This window comes from Nocardioides dongkuii (assembly GCF_014127485.1).
GTDB classification, from domain to species: domain Bacteria; phylum Actinomycetota; class Actinomycetes; order Propionibacteriales; family Nocardioidaceae; genus Nocardioides; species Nocardioides dongkuii.
Window position 1 is genome coordinate 1,385,431 of sequence record NZ_CP059903.1, and the last position, 17,985, is coordinate 1,403,415.

Below are 17,985 nucleotides of genomic sequence, written 5' to 3' on the forward strand. Positions count from 1 at the left end.
CCGAGCAATTCTGTGTATCTGTTGTTTTAGCCCCGTTTGTGTTGACTGTCAAGGCGGCCCGGGCGTTTACTGGGGAGCATGGTCATTGGCACCCACGATGCGTCGAGCACCTCCGCAGCCGTCCTGACCGGCACGCCGGTCGTCCCCGGCGTGGCCTTCGGGCCCGCGCTCCTCGCCCGGGCCGAGGTCTCGCCCGCCGCCGTCGAGGCCTTCGGCGACGGGTCGTACGCCGACGCGGAGGCCGCGCTCGCGGCGTACGACGAGGCGGTGGCCGCGGTCGCCGACGAGTTCGTCCGCAAGGCCGAGAAGGCCTCCGGCGCCGCCGCCGAGGTGCTCACCGCCAGCGCCGGGCTGGCGCGCGACAAGGGCCTGCGCGGGGCGGTCCGCAAGCACCTCCGGTCGGGCGACGGCGTCCTCGCCGCGGTGCGGGCGGGCGTCGAGCAGTTCGTCGGGGTGTTCACCGGCATGGGCGGCCTGATGGCCGAGCGGGTCACCGACCTGCGCGACATCGAGCGCCGGGTCACGGCGTACCTCGTCGGCGAGCCGGCGCCCGGCGTCCCGACCCCCGAGGAGCCCTCGGTGCTGGTCGCCGAGGACCTCGCGCCGTCCGACACCGCGGGCCTCGACCCGGCGCTGGTGCTCGCGCTGGTCACCGAGCGCGGCGGCCCGACCAGCCACACCGCGATCATCGCCCGGCAGCTCGGGATCCCCTGCGTGGTCGGCGTCGGCGGCGCGATGGAGCTGGCCGGCGGCACCGTGCTGCTCGTCGACGGCACCGCCGGCACCGTGGAGACCGGGGCCGACCCGGCCGAGGCCGAGCGGAAGGTGGTCTCGGACCAGGAGACGCGGGCCGCCCTCTCCGAGTGGACCGGCCCGGGCCGGACCGCCGACGGCACCGCCGTGAAGGTGCTCGCCAACGTCGCCGACGGGGAGTCCGCGGCGCAGGCCGCCGACGGCCCGGTCGAGGGGGTCGGCCTGTTCCGCACCGAGCTGTGTTTCCTGGACCGCCAGGACGAGCCGAGCGCCGAGGAGCAGGCGGAGATCTACGCGCGGGTGCTGCAGCCCTTCCAGGGGCGGTACGTCGTGGTCCGCACGCTCGACGCCGGCTCCGACAAGCCGGTGGCGTTCGCGACCATGCAGGGCGAGGAGAACCCCGCCCTCGGCGTCCGCGGCCTGCGGCTCTCCTTCGACAACCCGGGGCTGCTCGACCGCCAGCTCGACGGCATCGCGGCGGCCGCGGCCTCGACCGGCACCGAGACCTGGGTGATGGCGCCGATGGTCGCCACCGTCGCCGAGGCGAGCGAGTTCGCCGAGAAGGTGCGCTCGCGCGGGCTCAAGGCCGGCGTGATGGTGGAGGTCCCGTCGGCCGCGCTGCTCGCGCACCGGATGCTGGAGGCGGTCGACTTCCTCTCCATCGGCACCAACGACCTCACCCAGTACGCCATGGCCGCCGACCGGATGGCCACCGACCTCGCCCACCTCACCGACCCGTGGCAGCCCGCCGTGCTGCAGCTGATCGCGATCACCGCCCACGCCGGGCAGCAGGCCGGCAAGCCGGTCGGCGTCTGCGGCGAGGCGGCCGCCGACCCGCTGCTCGCCTGCGCGCTCGTCGGCATGGGCATCACGTCGCTCTCGATGGCCGCCGCCGCCGTACGCCCCGTCGGCGCGCGGCTCGCCTCGGTCTCGATGGCGGTGTGCGAGGAGGTCGCCGAGGCCGCGCTCTCCGCCGCCGACCCGATGGCCGCCCGCGCCGCCGTGCTGGAGGTGCTGGACCGGGGCTGAGCCCGGCCCGGTCCTGCGGGACGTCATACGAGTCGGCGGCGATAGCGACCACGTCGTATGACGTCCGCTCGCCGCAGGCGCGACCGGTCGGGCCGGAAACTGCGCACAGGCGCGTCCCGAGCCACGCCTGTCCACCGGTGGGACCTCGTGGCGACCGCGCAGGGGGTCCGGCCGCCGAGGGTCGTCGCATGCACCTCTCCGCAGCGATCCCGACCGATCTCGCCCCCTCGTCGCGCCGTTCCCTCCGCCGCCGGCTGGTCGCCCGGGCCGCGAGCGCGCAGGACGGCGTCGTGTCCCGTCGCCAGGTCTACGCCCTCGGCGTCACCCGTGCGGAGGTCCGGGCCGAGGTCGCGGCCGAGCGGTGGCAGCGCATCGGGGTGCACTGCGTCGCGACCACCACGGGGCGGCTGTCGGTGCCCGCTCGGCACTGGGTCGCCGTGCTCGAGGCCGGTCCACGCGCGGTGATCGACGGTGAGTCGGCGCTCGTGCTCGCCGGCCTCGAGCACTTCACCGTCGACAAGATCCGGGTCAGCGTCCCGCGCGGCGCCCGCATCCGGCACCGGCCGTCGTTGATCGACATCCGGCAGACGCGCAGGTGGTCGGCCGACGACCTCGAACCCGGTCCCGGACCGCCCCGGGTGCGGGTGGCGGTGGCCGCGGTGCGCGCCGCGCTCTGGGCGCGGTCCGACCGACAGGCGGTGCTCCTGCTGACCATGACCGTCCAGCAGGGACTGGCCACGGTCGAGGCGATCGCCGCCGAGATGCTCCGGGTCCGGCGCGACCGCCGCCGCGCCCTGATCCACCAGACCCTGATCGACCTGCACGGCGGGGTCGGCTCGCTCGCCGAGCTCGACGTGCTCCGCGGCTGCCGCGAGCGCGGCATGCCCGAGCCCGACGTGCAGGCGGTGCGTCGGACCCCGAACGGCACCTACTACCTGGACTTCCGCTGGAGCCGGTGGCGGGTCGCGCTCGAGGTCGACGGCATCCAGCACGCGTGGGCGCAGCACGTGGTGGGCGACGCGCTCCGCCACAACTCGATCGCCCTCGACGGCGACACGGTGCTGCGGCTGCCCGTGCTGGGCCTGCGGGTCTGCCCCGACGAGTTCTTCGACCAGGTCCTCACCGCGCTCCGCCGCGCCGGCTGGACCGGCCTCGCCCGGCCGGCGTGACGTCGTACGACGTGGTCGCCGTGGCGACCGCCTCGCATGACGTCCGGCGGGACGTCATGCGAACCGGCGGCGATAGCGACCAGGACGTATGACGTCCCGGGCACGGCGGCGGGCGCTCAGGCGCGCAACCACGTCAGCACGGCGCGCACCCGGCGGTGGTCGTCGGTGTCGAGCGGCAGGTCGAGCTTGGTGAAGATGCTGTTGATGTGCTTGGCGACCGCCTTCTCGGTGACCACCAGCGCGGTGGCGATGGCGGCGTTCGAGCGGCCCTCGGCCATCAGCGCGAGCACCTCCCGCTCGCGCGGGCTGAGCCGGTCGACGGGGTCGGAGCGGCGGCGCGCCATGATCGTGGCGACCACCTCGGGGTCGAGGACCGTGCCGCCGGCGGCGACGCGGCGTACCCCCTCGACGAACTCCTCGACGTCGGCGACCCGGTCCTTGAGCAGGTAGCCCACCGCTCCCTCGCCGCTGGCGAGCAGCTCGCGGGCGTAGAGGTGCTCGACGTACTGGGAGAGCACCATGACGGGGAACCCCGGCCGCTCGGCGCGTACGGCGATGGCCGCGCGCAGCCCCTCGTCGGAGTGCGTCGGCGGCAGGCGTACGTCGAGCACCGCGGCGTCCGCGTCCGGGTCGCGGAGCGCGACCGCGAGGTCGCCGGCGTTGTCGACGGCGGCGCGGATCGTGAACCCGTTGCCCTCGAGGAGCTGGGTCAGCCCGGCCCGGAGGAGGGCGTGGTCCTCGGCCAGGACAAGGCGCACGGGACCTCCAGGACGACGACGGTCGGCCCCCCGACGGGGCTCGAGACCATCATCGTGCCGTCGAAGGCCGCCAGTCGACGCCCCACACCGGTCAGGCCGGTGCCCGCAGCGGGGTCGGCGCCGCCGTGCCCGTCGTCCCCGACCTCCGCGCGCAGCATCCCGTCGGCGTGCCCGAGCCGGACCCAGGCGTGCCGGGCGTCGGCGTGCTTGCCGGTGTTCGCCAGGCACTCGGCGACCGCGAAGTAGACCGCCGACTCCACGGGCGCCGGCGGCCGGCCGAGCAGCTGCGCGTGCACCTCGACCGGCAGCGCCATGTCCAGCGCGAGGGCCTCCACGGCCCCGGCGAGGCCGCGGTCGGCCAGCACCGGCGGGTGGATCCCGCGCACGACCGAGCGCAGCTCCCCGAGCGCCGCGGTGGTCGTCTGCCGGGCGTCGCTGACCAGCCGGCGCGCCGCCGCCGGGTCGGAGGCGAACATCGAGTCGGCCATCCCGAGGCTCATCGACAGCGCGACCAGGCGCGCCTGCGCGCCGTCGTGCAGGTCGCGCTCGAGGCGGCGCAGCTCGGCGGCGGAGTGGTCGACGAGCTCGGCGCGGGTCTCGGTCAGCTGCTGCACCCGCTGCTCGAGCCGCTCGGTCGTGCCGGGGGAGAGGAACGCCCGGTCCAAGCTGCTGCGCAGCCGCATCAGCGGCCCCGCGGCGTACCACCACACCCACCAGGTCACGACCGAGACCAGCAGCAGCACCACCAGCAGCGAGAGCACGAACCCCGCCGTCAGCGACATCAGCAGCCAGCCCAGGTCGCGCCAGGTCATCGGGTCCCGCGCGACCGTCCGCAGCCGGGCCAGCGGGCCGAGCCCGTCGAGGGGGGCGTACGGCGCGGGCAGCGGCGCCTCCAGCACCCGGGCGGCCATCCGCCGGTGCAGGTCGGCGAACGCCCGGGTCGCGGGCACGGCGAGCGCGAGGAGGAGGGCACCGACCCACACGACCATCAGCACGCCGCCCACGACCCAGAGCACGACGAGGAGCGCCGCCGGCACGAACAGCACCACCTGCGCGGCGGCGTACCCCGTCGCCCGCAGCCGGCCCGGCACGGGCATCGGCGCAGGTGCAGCCGAGGGCGCTGGGTCGAGGGGAGGGGCGGTGCTCACCCCGCCATCCTCGCCGAAGTCGGGCGGCTCGTGCGGTGGTGCTGGCACCACCGCGGGTCCGGGTCCGCACGCCCCCGCGGCCGGGCCGCGGCGTCGCGAGGCTGGACGGCATCCCGACCGCGCAGCGACAGGAGCCCGCCATGAGCAACCCCCTCACCGCCGTCCCGATCCGCGCGGCGCGCTGGAGCGCCGCCCACCCCTGGCTCGCCGTGCTCGGCTGGCTGGCGCTGGTCGCCGTCGCCGTCGGCCTCGCCGTCGCGGTGCCGACCCAGGAGGCGAGCGACGCCGACCACCGGATGGGGGAGTCCGGCCGGGCCGACCAACTGCTGGACGAGGCCGGCCTCGACGACCCGCCGTCGGAGGTCTTCCTGGTCACCGGCGACCCCGACCGGGCCGACGAGGCGGAGTCCGCCGCGGCCGCCCTGGTCGACGGCCTGCGTCCCCTCGTCGGCGTCGACGAGGTGGCCGAGCCGCAGCGGGACCCCGACGGCACGGCGCTCCTGGTCGCCGTGCGCCTGGCCCGCGACCACGAGGACGCGGGCCCGATGCGCGCGGTGACCGAGCGGGTCGCTGCCGAGCACCCCGGGGTCGAGGTCCGGCAGGCCGGCGACCTCACCCTGGACGCGGCCATCGACGACCGGGTCGCCGACGACCTCGCCTCGGCGGAGGTGATCAGCCTGCCGATCACGCTTCTGCTGATGCTGGTCGCCTTCGGGGCCGTGGTCGCCGCCGGGCTGCCGGTGCTGCTGGCCGCCGCGAGCGTCGGCGCCACGATCGGGATCAGCGCGCCGCTCTCCCACCTGGTCCCGGCCGACCCGACCGTGACCAGCATGATCGTGCTGATCGGCATGGCGGTCGGGGTCGACTACTCGCTGTTCTACCTCAAGCGCGAGCGCGAGGAGCGGGCCCGCGGCCGCTCCACCCTCGACGCCGTCGAGATCGCGGCCCAGACCTCCGGCCACTCCATCCTGGTCTCCGGCGGCGCGGTGATCGCCTCCATGGCGGGCCTGTTCCTGGTCGGCGACAGCACCTTCAACTCCCTCGCCGTCGGCGCGATCGTCGTCGTCGCGGTCGCGGTCCTCGGCTCGATCACCGTCCTGCCCGCCCTGCTGGCCGGTCTCGGCCGCCGCGTCGACCGCCCCCGGGTCCCGCTGCTGTGGCGCCTCAACGCCCGGATCGGGCGGGGCGGGATCAGCCGCCGCGTGCTGGCCCCCGTCGTACGCCGGCCGGGGCTGGCGCTGGTGCTCGCCGGGTCCGTGGTCGGGGTCCTGTGCGTCCCCGCCCTCGGCATGACGACCCACACCGCCAACCTCGAGACCCTCCCCGCCTCGATCCCGGAGGTGCAGACGATGCGCGAGGTGACCGCGACGTTCCCGTCCGAGGGCGCGGTCGCCGAGGTCGTGGTCCGCGCGCCGGCGGCGCAGCAGGACGCCGTCCGCACCGCGCTGGAGCGGCTGGACCGCGACGCCGTGGCGACCGGGTCCTTCGTCGCCACCGGGGAGCCCGTCGAGACCTCCGCCGACGGTCGGACGTCGGTGCTGGAGATGGGGATGCCGTTCGAGGAGTCCGACGACCGGGTGGACGACGCGCTGCACCTGCTGCGCGACGACCTGGTGCCGGCCGCCGGGGACCTCCCGGGCGCCGAGGTGGTCGTGGGCGGCGGGACCGCGGAGTCCCTCGACTTCGTCGAGCGCCAGCGCGAGCGGCTGCCGCTGGTCGTCGGGTTCGTGCTGCTGCTGACGCTGCTGATCATGGCCGCGACGTTCCGGAGCCTGCCGGTGGCGCTGCTCTCCACCGTGCTCAACCTCGGGTCGGTCGGCGTGGCGTTCGGGCTGATCACGCTGGTCTTCCAGCACGGCTGGCTGGAGTCCCTGCTGGGCTTCGAGAGCTCCGGCTTCGTCATCGACTGGATCCCGCTGTTCGTGCTCGTCATCCTCGTCGGGCTCTCGATGGACTACCACGTCTTCGTGGTCAGCCGGATCCGAGAGCACGTCGACCTCGGCCTGCCGACCCGGCTCGCGGTGGAGCGCGGGGTCGCCGACACGGCCGGCGTGGTGACCAGCGCGGCGGCGGTGATGGTCTCGGTCTTTGCGATCTTCGCGACCCTCAGCATGCTGGAGATGAAGATGATGGGCGTCGGCCTCTCGGCCGCGATCCTGCTGGACGCGACGCTGGTGCGGCTGGTGCTGCTGCCCGCGGCGCTGGTGCTCCTGGGCGACCGGGTCTGGTGGCCGCGCCGCCCGGCGGGGCAGGCAGCGGGGTCCGGTGAGCCCGCCGCGGGGGATTCCCCGGCGTACCCCGCGACGTTTGCGCAGGTCGGTGAACGGTGACCCTCCCCCCTGGACCGCCCCACTCTGTGGCGGCCGGACGAAAGGAAACGTCATGGGCTACGGACTGGGGATCTTCCTCCTCGCCCTCGGCTTGATCCTGGCGCTCGCCGTCAACGACGCCATCAATAGCGTCGACCTCACCATGGTGGGCTGGATCCTGGCGGCCGTCGGGCTCCTCGCGATCGCGCTCACCGCCTTCACCGCCAACTCCGCCCGCCGGACCCGCGCGGTCGCGACGACCACCCACGCCGACGGCACGCAGACCTCCACCGAGCGGCGCGTGCACAACGACCCGCCGGCGGTCTGAGGCACGACCCCGCACCCGGCACGCACCACCGCTCCGCCCGCTCCGGTCCGCCGGACGGGCGGAGTCGTGCTTCCCGGCGAATTGGGGGGCCGCGCCTCTCCGCGATAACCTGGGGAGGTTGCCCTTCCGGGCGACGAAGCACCAGATGACCGCCGTGCAACGGCCGCGGATCCAGAGTGCCCGGGTGAACAGGCCCCGGCGCGCCGCGCAGCGAACCAGAGAGGGAGCCCCATGTCGATCGGTACCGACGCGGAGACCAAGAAGAAGATCATCGCCGAGTACGCCACGACCGAGGGCGACACCGGTTCGCCCGAGGTCCAGATCGCGCTGCTGAGCTACCGGATCAGTCACCTGACCGACCACCTCAAGCAGCACAAGCACGACCACCACAGCCGGCGCGGCCTGCTGCTGCTGGTCGGCCAGCGCCGTCGCCTGCTGAACTACCTGCAGAAGACGGAGATCGCGCGCTACCGCTCGATCGTCGAGCGTCTCGGCCTGCGCCGCTGACACGTCGTGAAGGGTCCACCGCGGTGGGCCCTTCACACATTTCGCGGCGTCCCGGGGCGCTGCGCTAGATTCCCTAACTGAACACCCTCCACCACAGGAGCGACCCGCCCGTTCTGGCCCGGTCCTCGGTAGTGGCCCTCAGGACGCCGACGACTCGGCTCCGTGCTGCGGGCCTCGATCGAAGATCGGCCTCGCCCCCGGCGGTACGCCGTGGATCGCTCCGCGAGCATGACAAGGACGAATCCTTGACCGACCCCGTCATTCACGCCGTCGAGACTGTTCTCGACAACGGCACCTTCGGCACCCGCACCATCAAGTTCGAGACCGGGTTCCTTGCCCGGCAGGCCGCCGGCTCGGTGACCGCCTACCTCGATGACGACACCATGCTGCTCTCGGCGACGACCGCCGGGAAGCACCCCAAGGACCACTTCGACTTCTTCCCCCTGACGATCGACGTCGAGGAGCGGATGTACGCCGCGGGCAAGATCCCCGGCTCGTTCTTCCGGTCCGAGGGTCGGCCCGGCGAGGACGCGATCCTCACCTGCCGCCTCATCGACCGCCCGCTGCGCCCGACGTTCAAGAAGGGCCTGCGCAACGAGGTCCAGGTCGTCATCACGGTGATGGCGCTGAACCCCGACGCGCCGTACGACGTGCTGGCGATCAACGCCGCCTCGCTGTCGACCCAGCTCTCCGGCCTGCCGTTCTCCGGCCCCGTCGGCGGCGTCCGCGTCGCCCTCATCGAGGGCCAGTGGGTCGCGTTCCCGACGCACAGCCAGCTCGAGGACGCCGTCTTCGACATGGTCGTCGCGGGCCGCGTGACCGAGACCGGCGACGTCGCGATCATGATGGTCGAGGCCGAGGCTCCCGAGCACGCCTGGAACCTCATCCAGGGCGGCGTCCAGGCGCCGACCGAGGAGATCGTGGCCAGCGGCCTCGACGCCGCGAAGCCGTTCATCAAGCAGCTCTGCGAGGCGCAGTCCGAGCTCGCCAACGTGGCCGCCAAGCCGGTCCAGGACTTCCCGGTCTTCCTCGACTACGAGGACGACGTGTACGCCGCGGTCGAGGCGGCCTCCGCGGCCGACCTGACCTCCGCGATGACGATCGTGGACAAGCTGGAGCGTGAGGCCAAGCTCGACGAGCTGAAGGCCGCGCTGCTGGAGAAGCTCGGCGGCCAGTTCGAGGGCCGCGAGAAGGAGATCGGCGCGGCGTTCCGCTCGGTCAGCAAGCAGGTCATGCGCGAGCGCGTGCTGCGCGACAAGATCCGCATGGACGGCCGCGGCCTCGCCGACATCCGTCCGCTGCACGCCGAGGTCGACGTGATCCCGCGCGTCCACGGCTCGGCGCTGTTCGAGCGCGGCGAGACCCAGATCCTGGGCGTCACCACGCTGGACATGCTCAAGATGGAGCAGCAGCTCGACACGCTCTCCCCGGAGAAGCACCGCCGCTACATGCACAAGTACGTCTTCCCGCCGTTCTCCACCGGCGAGACCGGCCGGGTCGGCTCCCCGAAGCGCCGCGAGGTCGGCCACGGTGCGCTCGCGCGCCGTGCCCTGCTGCCGGTGCTCCCGAGCCGCGAGGAGTTCCCCTACTCCATCCGCCAGCTCTCCGAGGCGATGGGCTCCAACGGCTCCACCTCGATGGGCTCGGTCTGCGCCTCGACGATGTCGCTGCTCCAGGCCGGCGTGCCGCTCAAGGCGCCCGTCGCGGGCATCGCGATGGGCCTCATCTCCGGTGAGGTCGACGGCCAGACGTCGTACGTCGCGCTGACCGACATCCTCGGCGCCGAGGACGCGTTCGGCGACATGGACTTCAAGGTCGCCGGCACCCGCCAGTTCGTCACCGCCCTCCAGCTCGACACCAAGCTCGACGGCATCCCCGCCGAGGTGCTGGCCGCCGCGCTGAACCAGGCCAAGGACGCCCGCCTGGCGATCCTCGACGTGATGACCGAGGCGATCGACGCTCCCGAGGAGATGGCGGCCACCGCGCCGCGGATCATCACCGTGAAGATCCCCGTCGACAAGATCGGCGAGGTCATCGGCCCGAAGGGCAAGGTGATCAACCAGATCCAGGACGACACCGGCGCGTCGATCTCGATCGAGGACGACGGCACCATCTACATCGGTGCGACGAACGGCGAGGCGGCCGACGCCGCGCGCGCCGCCGTCAACGCGATCGCCAACCCGACGATGCCCGAGGTCGGCGAGCGCTACCTCGGCACGGTCGTGAAGACGACTAACTTCGGTGCGTTCGTCTCGCTGCTGCCCGGCAAGGACGGCCTGCTGCACATCAGCAAGCTGCGCCCGCTCGCCGGTGGCAAGCGCGTCGAGGCCGTCGAGGACGTGCTGTCGGTCGGCCAGAAGATCCAGGTCCAGATCGGCGAGATCGACGACCGCGGCAAGCTGTCGCTGATCCCCGTCGTGGAGGAGCCCGAGGCCGGGTCGGACGTCGACGCAGACGTCGACGCCGACGCCGAGGGCGCCGAGGAGGCCTGACCTCCCTGTGTCCCCACGGACCACGACGACCGGCCGGCAGCCCGCTGCCGGCCGGTCGTCCCGTTCTGACGACCTGAGCGGCCGGACCGAGACCCTGCAGACGGTGCGTGACGCCGACGGCCAGGTGACCTCGACGATCCGCCGCACGGTCCTGCCCAGCGGCCTGCGGGTGATCTCCGAGCAGATGGCCGGGGTGCGCTCCGCCGCGATCGGCGTCTGGGTCGGCGTCGGCTCGCGCGACGAGTCGGCGTCCCTGCACGGCTGCTCGCACTTCCTCGAGCACCTGCTGTTCAAGGGCACGCGGGAGCGCTCCGCGCTCGACATCTCGATCGCGCTGGACGCGGTGGGCGGGGAGTTCAACGCCTTCACCGCCAAGGAGTACACCTGCTTCCACGCGCGGGTCCTCGACGAGGACCTGCCGCTGGCCGTCGACGTGCTCGGCGACATGATCACCGCCTCGTTGCTCTCCGAGGACGACGTCGAGGCCGAGCGCGACGTGATCCTCGACGAGATCGCGATGCACGACGACGACCCCGACGACGTCGTCCACAACCTCTTCGCCGAGCAGGCCTGGGGGCCGGACACGCCCCTCGGTCGCGGCATCGCCGGCACCGCCGAGTCGATCGCGGCCCTCAGCCGCGCCCAGGTCGCGCGGTTCTACCGCAAGCACTACCGCGCCGCGAACATGGTCGTCTCGGCCGCCGGCAGCGTCGACCACGCCGCGCTCGTGGACCAGGTGCGCGCCGCCTTCGGCCGGGAGGGCTTCCTGGACGGCGAGGAGGCCCCCGTGCCGCCGCGCTCCGGCGCCGTCGCGCGCCGCGTGCACCCGGGCACCGTGACGGCCTCCCGGCCCTTCGAGCAGGTCAACGTGGTGCTCGGCATGCAGGGCGTCCCGCGTGACGACGACCGGCGCTTCGCCCTCGGCGTGCTCAACACCGCTCTCGGCGGCGGGACGTCGAGCCGACTCTTCCAGGAGGTCAGGGAGCGCCGCGGCCTGGCGTACTCGGTCTACTCCTTCGCCAGCCACCACGCCGACTCCGGCCTGGTGGGGGTCGCGGTCGGCTGCCTCCCGAGCAAGCTGGACGACGTCCTCGACGTGGTGCGCGCCGAGCTGCGGCGCGTCGCGGCCGAGGGGATCAGCGAGGAGGAGCTGTCCCGCGGCAAGGGTCAGCTCCGCGGCGGGCTGGTGCTGGGCCTGGAGGACTCCGGCTCGCGGATGTCGCGGATCGGCAAGGCCGAGCTGGTGCACGACGAGCTGCTCAGCATCGACGAGGTGATGGCCCGGATCGAGGCGGTCACCCTGGACGACGTCCGCTCCGTGGCCGCCCAGGTGTTCGGCCGGCGCGAGATCCTGGCGGTCGTCGGCCCCTCCTGACGTACGGGCGTCAGCGGGGCTGGAGCAGCCAGACGACCCCGGCGCACGCGCACGCCCAGAGCACGCTGGTGAAGGTGCCGATGATGAAGCGCTCCGCGGCCCCGGCCGAGCTGCCGGTGCGCAGCTCGGGGTAGCGGCCGAGGCCCTTGACCGCGAGGGCGACGGCCACGCCGCCGGGGAAGCCGGCCGCCAGCGAGGCGTACACCGCCGTGCGCTCCAGCGCGCCGATCCAGGCGCCGCCCCGCAGCACCTCTCCGGCCGTGCGGAGCGGCTCCTGGTCGCCGGCGGGCGGGTGGTCGTGGCGGTCGACCCAGGCGAAGACCAGGGCGGTCACCGGACCACCGCCGAGCACCGCGACGCCACCGGCCAGCGCGACGAGCAGGGTGGTGCCGCCACCGCCGGAGACCACCGCGTCCGGCGCGGCCGCGGCGGTGACGGCCGCCGCCGCGAGCAGGACGGCCGAGAACGGCGCCCAGACGGCGCGGCCCGCGCGGGTCCAGGCGAGGGCCGCCGCGACCACGCCCGCGCCCAGCAGGACGAGGACGACCAGGCCGGCGGTGTCGGTGCTCATCGGGTCCCATCCTGGCCCAGGGCACCGACAGCGAGGTGGGTGACGAGCTCGCGGGCCCGCCGCCCCTCGACGATCCCGGCCGCCTGGGCGCGCTGGCTCACCGCCGACTGGCTGATGCCGAGCCGGCGGCCCACCTGCTCGTAGGTGAGGCCCTCGTCGACGAGGTCGGCGACCTCCCACCCCCGGGTCGTACGCCGCGCCAGCACCGCCGCCCACAGCCACAGGGCCGACTCCAGCTGGCGCGCGGCGGGAGGCTCGCCCGCGACCCGCAGGTGCCAGGGGCTGCTCTTGGCGGCGGTGACCGCCTCCCGCGCGTGCAGGTACGCCGCGCCGGTCCCGGCTCGGGCGTGGTCCGGGAGGGGCAGCGAGACCTCGCCGACGCCGATCCCGATGCTCCACGCCTGCGCGCGCAGCAGCACCTCGACGGCGCGGGGGAGCGTCGCCGGGTCGTCGAGGACCCCCTGGACCTCGTCGCCGGCCGTGCGCTCGAAGCCCCCCAGCGCGGGGACGCCGGCGAGCGCGGCGAGCGCCTCCGGCACGCGGTCGGGCCCCGTCCGGCTCGCGCGCTGGTCGATGGTGAGCACCAGGACGGCCATGCCGCCTCCTCGGTCAGGACCTGTTGCCGATACGGCATCAGGAAATTACCTAATGAGGAGACGGTATCAGGTCACAGCCTTCAGCGTCGGCCGACGACGCCCACGACCGCGGGCGACTTCTGCTCCACGACCGAGACCCGGAAGCCGCCCTCGCTCAGCGCCGCCGAGGCGCGCTCCAGCATCATCGGCACCTGCTGGGGGAAGCGCACCTCGTAGAAGAGGAACACCGCGCCCCCGGGCAGCACCCGCTCGTGCAGCAGGGCGATCTCCTCCGCGCAGTCGCGGACCCAGAACAGGTTGACGTTGAAGGCGAAGACCTTGTTCAGCCGCTTCACCGGGACCCGCAGCGTCGCGAGGTCGATCTGCCGGACCGTGAGCCGGCCGGACTCGACGTACCGCGCGCAGCGGCGCTTGGTGCGGTCGACCCCCGACTCCGAGCGGTCGATGGCGAAGAGCTTGCCGGTCTCGAGCTTGCCGCAGATCGCCTCGGCCCCCGCGCCTGGCCCGCAGCCGATCTCGAGGACGTGGTCGGACGGCTGGACGTCCATGAAGTCAACAGCCCACCGGATCCGGGCGGGGATCGCCTGCACCACCATGGGGTCCACCCTGCCAGAACGGGCCGCGACATGGTGGACCGGTTCTCCCACTACGGTGGTGACGTGACCGACACGAGGACCGACAGCACGAAGGTGGGGGTGCTCGGCGCCCGCGGGAAGGTCGGTGCGGAGGTCTGCCGGGCCGTCGCGGAGGCGCCCGATCTCGAGCTCGCCGCCGAGGTCGACGCCGGCGACGACATCGAGCTCCTGGCCGCGGCCGGCGTCCGCGCCGTCGTCGACTTCACCCACCCCGACGTCGTGATGGACAACCTGGAGTTCTGCATCCGCCACGGCATCCACGCGGTGGTCGGCACCACCGGGTTCGACGACGACCGGCTCGCCACCCTGCGCGGCTGGCTGGCCGACTCGCCGGGCACCGGCGTGCTGGTCGCGCCCAACTTCTCCATCGGCGCGATCCTGATGATGCGCTTCGCGGCCGCCGCCGCGCCGTTCTACGAGTCCGTCGAGGTCGTCGAGCTGCACCACCCCGACAAGGCCGACGCGCCCTCCGGCACCGCCCGGCGTACGGCGGAGCTCATCGCCGCCGCGCGCCGTGACGCCGGGCTCGGCGGGACGCCCGACGCCACGACGACGTCGCTCGACGGGGCCCGGGGCGCCGACATCGAAGGCGTCCGCGTGCACGCGCTGCGGATCCGCGGCCTGGTGGCCCACCAGGAGGTGCTGCTCGGCGGCGTGGGGGAGACCCTCACCATCCGGCACGACTCGCTCGACCGCGCGTCCTTCACCCCGGGCGTGCTCACCGGGCTGCGCGCGATCGCCGACCACCCCGGCCTCACGGTCGGGCTGGAGCACTTCCTCGACCTGGCCTGACGGCGTCCGCGGCGCCCGTCGTACGCCCTTTCCCGCCGAGTCGGCGCTTGTGTTCGCGCCGGCCGGCACGACGGCCCCCGTCCGGCGGGTGCGCTCTCGTGTCCGCGAGACGGTGATGGGGTCTCGACGCGCCGTCACGGCCTCGCAAGCTCGGCCGTGGGCTTGCTCGACCTCACCGTCGGACGCCGTGACCTCCTTCGTCGGTCACGGCTCGACGGTGACCTTGATCGCCTCGCCGGCCTTGACGATGGCGAAGGCGTCGAGGACGCGGTCCAGCGGGATGTGCTCGGTGATCAGGTCCTTGACCGGCACCTGGCCGGAGGAGATGTACTCCAGCGCCCGCTTGTTGTGCTCGGGCGCCGAGCCGTTGGCGCCGTGGATGTGCAGCTGGCGGTAGTGCACGACGTTGGAGTCGCAGGTGATCGTCGGGTCGTTCTTGGGCAGCCCGCCGAAGAACGAGATCCGGCCGTTGCGGGCAGCCATCGCGATGGCCTGCTCCTGGGTGACGTTGGCGGCGGTGGCGGTGATGACCACGTCCGCGCCGCGGCCGCCGGTCAGCTCCATCACCCGCTCCACCACGTCGACCTGCGAGGCGTCGATGGTCTCCTCGGGCTGCACGGCGTCGGCGGACATCTTCAGCCGGTCGGCGTTCACGTCGACGAGGTAGACCGGCCCGCACTTGTGCACGCCGCGGGCGATCCGAATGTGCATGCAGCCGATCGGGCCGGCGCCGAAGACGACGACGGTGTCGCCCTCCTCGATGCCGAGCAGCTCCTGGGCGTTGATCGCGCAGGCGAACGGCTCGGCGGCCGAGGCCTCGTCGTACCCCACGTTGTCGGGGATCCGGTTGAGGCCGTCGACCTTGAGCACCTGCTGCGGCACGATCATGTACTCGGCGAACCCGCCGTCGTACTGGTAGCCGACCGAGGTCTGGTTCTGGCAGACCGCCATCCAGCCCTTGCGGCACTCGTGGCACTCGCCGCACGGCACGGCCGCGATGACCTGGGCGCGGTCGCCCACCTGCCAGCTCGAGCCGTACGTCGCGTTCACGTCGGCGCCGACCTCGACGACGTCGCCGGCGATCTCGTGGCCGATGGTGCGCGGGGGCGTGAGGTTCTGGTGGCCGTTGTGGAAGATCTTGACGTCGGTGCCGCAGGTCGAGCAGTTACGGACCCGCAGCTTGACCTCGCCGGGCCCGCACTCGGGCTCGGGCACGTCCTCGAGCCGGACGTCCTCGGGTGCGTAGAAGCGCAGGGCCTTCATCTGTCCTCCTGGTGACGGGGTGCACGGGTGGGTCGCGATCGTACCGCAAGTGTGTGGTTATCTTTCTGGACGTGTTGGTTTGGCCTACTTGACCGGGCGTAAACCCGCAGATATAAAGACATACACAGATCGTGACGGGGGCCACACCCCCGCGCGGCACGACCCGGCGAAGGAAGGTCTCATGGCCACCACGACACAGAAGGCCGCCAGCGGGGGCGGCATGCGGCTCCACGTGCAGCGGTTCGGCACGTTCCTCTCCAACATGGTGCTGCCCAACATCGGCGCGTTCATCGCCTGGGGCCTGATCACCGCGCTGTTCATCCAGACCGGCTGGATCACCCTGATCGGCAAGGACCTCTTCGGCTACGCGCCGGGACTCGACGCCGGTCAGTACGACTACGGCTTCGTCTCCGCTCTCGGCGGCTGGAACGGCGAGGACGCCGGGATCGTCGGCCCGATGATCACCTACCTGCTGCCGCTGCTCATCGGCTACACCGGCGGCCGGATGATGTACGACGACAACATCCGCGGCGGCGTCGTCGGCGCCATCGCCACCATGGGCGCCATCGCCGGCGCCGACGTGCCGATGTTCCTCGGCGCCATGATCATGGGTCCGCTCGCGGGCTGGTCGATGCGGAAGCTCGACGGCCTGTGGTCACACCGGATCCGGCCCGGCTTCGAGATGCTGGTCAACAACTTCTCCGCCGGCATCTGGGGCGGCTTCCTCGCCGTCCTCGGGTTCCTGGTCGCCGGCCCCTTCGTGCAGGCGTTCAGCGACCTGGCCTCCAACGTCATCGACTTCCTGGTCGAGAACAACATCCTCCCGCTCACCTCGGTGTTCATCGAGCCGGCGAAGGTGCTCTTCCTCAACAACGCCGTCAACCAGGGGATCCTCACCCCGCTCGGCACCAGCGAGGCCGCCGAGACCGGCAAGTCGATCCTGTTCCTCCTCGAGGCCAACCCGGGCCCCGGCCTGGGTCTGCTCCTGGCGTTCATGTTCTTCGGCAAGGGCGCGGCCCGTGCCTCCGCCCCGGGCGCCGCGGTCATCCAGTTCATCGGCGGCATCCACGAGATCTACTTCCCGTACGTCCTGATGAAGCCGATCCTGATCCTCGCGATGATCGCCGGCGGCATGTCGGGCATCACGGTGAACCTGATCTTCGACTCCGGCCTCCGCTCGCCGGCCTCCCCGGGCTCGATCATCGCGGTCTGGGCGGCCGCGCCGCCGAGCAGCCTGCTCGGGGTCACCCTCTCCGTGATCGTCAGCGCCGCGGTCACGTTCGTCGTCGCCGCGTTCCTGCTCAAGATCGACCGCTCGGCCGACGAGGGCGACCTCGGCGCCGCCACGGCCGACATGGAGTCCCGCAAGGGCAAGCGCTCCTCGGTCGCGGGGATGCTCACCGGCAACGACGCCGCTGCCCACTCCGGGCCGATCCGCTCGATCGTGTTCGCGTGCGACGCCGGCATGGGGTCCTCGGCGATGGGCGCCTCGGTGCTCCGCAAGAAGATCCACGGTGCGGGCTTCCCGGACGTGACGGTCGTGAACAAGGCGATCTCCAACCTCGCCGACGACTACGACCTGGTGGTGACCCACCAGGACCTGACCAGCCGGGCGCAGCAGCGCACGGGGTCGGCGGTGCACGTCTCGGTCGACAACTTCATGGCCAGCCCCCGCTACGACGAGATCGTGGAGCTGGTGCGCGAGCGCAACGGGGACGGCGCCACTGCTGAGGTGGCTCCGACCGTCACGTCGGCGGGGATGGACGCCGGGGGGCTGCTCGACCCGGAGTCCGTCGTCCTCGACGCCCCGGTCGAGGACCGGGACGCCGCCATCACCCGGGCCGGCGAGCTCCTGGTGGCGACCGGCGCGGTCGACGCGTCGTACGTCGAGGCGATGCACACCCGGGAGGCCTCGGTCTCGACGTTCATGGGCAACGGGCTCGCCATCCCGCACGGCACCAACGAGGCCAAGCCCTCGGTGCGCCGCACGGCGATCTCGTTCGTGCGCTACCCCGAGCCCATCGAGTGGAAGGGCAAGCAGGTGCGGTTCGTCGTCGGCATCGCCGCCGTCGGGGACGACCACCTCAAGCTGCTGGGGCGGATCGCCGAGGTCTTCCTCGACAAGGAGCAGGTCGCCCGCCTCGAGGCGGCGGGATCGACCGCCGAGGTGATGGACGTCCTCGGGGCCGTCCAGCCCGCATGACGCCCGGCCCTGGTCCGGCCCCGAGCCGGACCAGGGCCGCGGTGTGCCGCCCGAGCG

The 17,985-nt window shown here is 73.0% G+C and carries 15 protein-coding genes; 9 read left to right on the forward strand and 6 right to left on the reverse strand.

Annotated features, from left to right (window positions below; genetic code table 11):
• Positions 1 to 78 precede the first annotated feature (78 nt).
• Together ptsP and H4O22_RS06745 are read left to right on the forward strand one after the other, a co-directional pair.
• Complete coding sequence (ptsP, locus tag H4O22_RS06740; protein ID WP_182526248.1) at positions 79 to 1,782, forward strand: phosphoenolpyruvate--protein phosphotransferase; 1,704 nt, start codon at positions 79 to 81, stop codon at positions 1,780 to 1,782.
• Between the two features lie 188 nt (positions 1,783 to 1,970).
• Entirely contained in the window at positions 1,971 to 2,951 is a 981-nt protein-coding gene (locus tag H4O22_RS06745; protein ID WP_182526249.1) for a DUF559 domain-containing protein, read from the forward strand.
• A 116-nt stretch (positions 2,952 to 3,067) separates the two neighbouring features.
• Here the strand turns inward: H4O22_RS06745 and H4O22_RS06750 are convergent, their stop codons facing one another.
• Positions 3,068 to 3,709, reverse strand: a complete 642-nt coding sequence (locus tag H4O22_RS06750) for a response regulator transcription factor (protein WP_182526250.1) — start codon at positions 3,707 to 3,709, stop codon at positions 3,068 to 3,070.
• The gene (locus tag H4O22_RS06755) at positions 3,661 to 4,857 is read right to left on the reverse strand and encodes a sensor histidine kinase (RefSeq protein ID WP_220451309.1); all 1,197 of its coding nucleotides are present in this window, start codon (positions 4,855 to 4,857) and stop codon (positions 3,661 to 3,663) included. The genes H4O22_RS06750 and H4O22_RS06755 overlap by 49 nt, the downstream gene beginning before the upstream one ends.
• 140 nt (positions 4,858 to 4,997) lie before the next feature.
• On the opposite strand from H4O22_RS06755, the gene H4O22_RS06760 reads away from it, so the two are divergent.
• From H4O22_RS06760 to H4O22_RS06780, 5 genes are all read left to right on the forward strand, one after another.
• On the forward strand, positions 4,998 to 7,187 hold the full coding sequence (locus tag H4O22_RS06760) for an MMPL family transporter (RefSeq protein WP_182526251.1): 2,190 nt from the start codon (positions 4,998 to 5,000) through the stop codon (positions 7,185 to 7,187).
• A 52-nt stretch (positions 7,188 to 7,239) separates the two neighbouring features.
• Positions 7,240 to 7,494, forward strand: a complete 255-nt coding sequence (locus tag H4O22_RS06765) for a DUF6458 family protein (RefSeq protein WP_182526252.1) — start codon at positions 7,240 to 7,242, stop codon at positions 7,492 to 7,494.
• Positions 7,495 to 7,725: 231 nt separating this feature from the next.
• Positions 7,726 to 8,001, forward strand: a complete 276-nt coding sequence (rpsO, locus tag H4O22_RS06770) for a 30S ribosomal protein S15 (protein WP_182526253.1) — start codon at positions 7,726 to 7,728, stop codon at positions 7,999 to 8,001.
• Between the two features lie 245 nt (positions 8,002 to 8,246).
• Entirely contained in the window at positions 8,247 to 10,493 is a 2,247-nt protein-coding gene (locus H4O22_RS06775; RefSeq protein WP_182526254.1) for a polyribonucleotide nucleotidyltransferase, read from the forward strand.
• Between the two features lie 103 nt (positions 10,494 to 10,596).
• On the forward strand, positions 10,597 to 11,868 hold the full coding sequence (locus tag H4O22_RS06780) for a M16 family metallopeptidase (protein ID WP_244963137.1): 1,272 nt from the start codon (positions 10,597 to 10,599) through the stop codon (positions 11,866 to 11,868).
• 10 nt (positions 11,869 to 11,878) lie between these two features.
• Here H4O22_RS06780 and H4O22_RS06785 read toward each other — a convergent pair whose 3' ends face one another.
• The 3 genes from H4O22_RS06785 to H4O22_RS06795 form a co-directional block, all read right to left on the reverse strand.
• Positions 11,879 to 12,439 (reverse strand): hypothetical protein, encoded by a 561-nt coding sequence (locus H4O22_RS06785; RefSeq protein WP_182526256.1) that lies wholly within the window; start codon positions 12,437 to 12,439, stop codon positions 11,879 to 11,881.
• The gene (locus H4O22_RS06790; protein ID WP_182526257.1) at positions 12,436 to 13,035 is read right to left on the reverse strand and encodes a sigma factor-like helix-turn-helix DNA-binding protein; all 600 of its coding nucleotides are present in this window, start codon (positions 13,033 to 13,035) and stop codon (positions 12,436 to 12,438) included. Before H4O22_RS06790 ends, H4O22_RS06785 begins: the two co-directional genes overlap by 4 nt.
• An 80-nt stretch (positions 13,036 to 13,115) precedes the next feature.
• A complete protein-coding gene (locus H4O22_RS06795; RefSeq protein WP_182526258.1) occupies positions 13,116 to 13,631 on the reverse strand; it encodes a class I SAM-dependent methyltransferase in 516 nt (171 codons plus the stop codon).
• A 63-nt stretch (positions 13,632 to 13,694) separates the two neighbouring features.
• Between H4O22_RS06795 and dapB the strand changes: the two genes are divergently transcribed.
• Positions 13,695 to 14,462: a 4-hydroxy-tetrahydrodipicolinate reductase gene (dapB, locus tag H4O22_RS06800; protein WP_244963138.1), complete on the forward strand. Its 768-nt coding sequence runs from the start codon at positions 13,695 to 13,697 to the stop codon at positions 14,460 to 14,462.
• A 204-nt stretch (positions 14,463 to 14,666) separates the two neighbouring features.
• Here the strand turns inward: dapB and H4O22_RS06805 are convergent, their stop codons facing one another.
• On the reverse strand, positions 14,667 to 15,725 hold the full coding sequence (locus H4O22_RS06805) for a zinc-dependent dehydrogenase (RefSeq protein ID WP_182526260.1): 1,059 nt from the start codon (positions 15,723 to 15,725) through the stop codon (positions 14,667 to 14,669).
• 181 nt (positions 15,726 to 15,906) lie between these two features.
• On the opposite strand from H4O22_RS06805, the gene H4O22_RS06810 reads away from it, so the two are divergent.
• Entirely contained in the window at positions 15,907 to 17,928 is a 2,022-nt protein-coding gene (locus H4O22_RS06810; protein ID WP_182526261.1) for a PTS mannitol transporter subunit IICBA, read from the forward strand.
• Positions 17,929 to 17,985: the final 57 nt, after the last annotated feature.

What these genes read in the sequence shown, in the direction of transcription:
- H4O22_RS06765 (WP_182526252.1), top strand. Translation starts at nt 7,240, where the DNA reads ATGGGCTACGGACTGGGGATCTTCCTCCTCGCCCTCGGCTTGATCCTG.
- H4O22_RS06810 (WP_182526261.1), top strand. Translation starts at nt 15,907, where the DNA reads ATGGCCACCACGACACAGAAGGCCGCCAGCGGGGGCGGCATGCGGCTC.
- ptsP (WP_182526248.1), top strand. Translation starts at nt 79, where the DNA reads ATGGTCATTGGCACCCACGATGCGTCGAGCACCTCCGCAGCCGTCCTG.
- H4O22_RS06805 (WP_182526260.1), bottom strand. Translation starts at nt 15,725, where the DNA reads ATGAAGGCCCTGCGCTTCTACGCACCCGAGGACGTCCGGCTCGAGGAC.
- rpsO (WP_182526253.1), top strand. Translation starts at nt 7,726, where the DNA reads ATGTCGATCGGTACCGACGCGGAGACCAAGAAGAAGATCATCGCCGAG.
- H4O22_RS06785 (WP_182526256.1), bottom strand. Translation starts at nt 12,439, where the DNA reads ATGAGCACCGACACCGCCGGCCTGGTCGTCCTCGTCCTGCTGGGCGCG.
- H4O22_RS06790 (WP_182526257.1), bottom strand. Translation starts at nt 13,035, where the DNA reads ATGGCCGTCCTGGTGCTCACCATCGACCAGCGCGCGAGCCGGACGGGG.
- H4O22_RS06795 (WP_182526258.1), bottom strand. Translation starts at nt 13,631, where the DNA reads ATGGTGGTGCAGGCGATCCCCGCCCGGATCCGGTGGGCTGTTGACTTC.
- H4O22_RS06745 (WP_182526249.1), top strand. Translation starts at nt 1,971, where the DNA reads ATGCACCTCTCCGCAGCGATCCCGACCGATCTCGCCCCCTCGTCGCGC.
- H4O22_RS06760 (WP_182526251.1), top strand. Translation starts at nt 4,998, where the DNA reads ATGAGCAACCCCCTCACCGCCGTCCCGATCCGCGCGGCGCGCTGGAGC.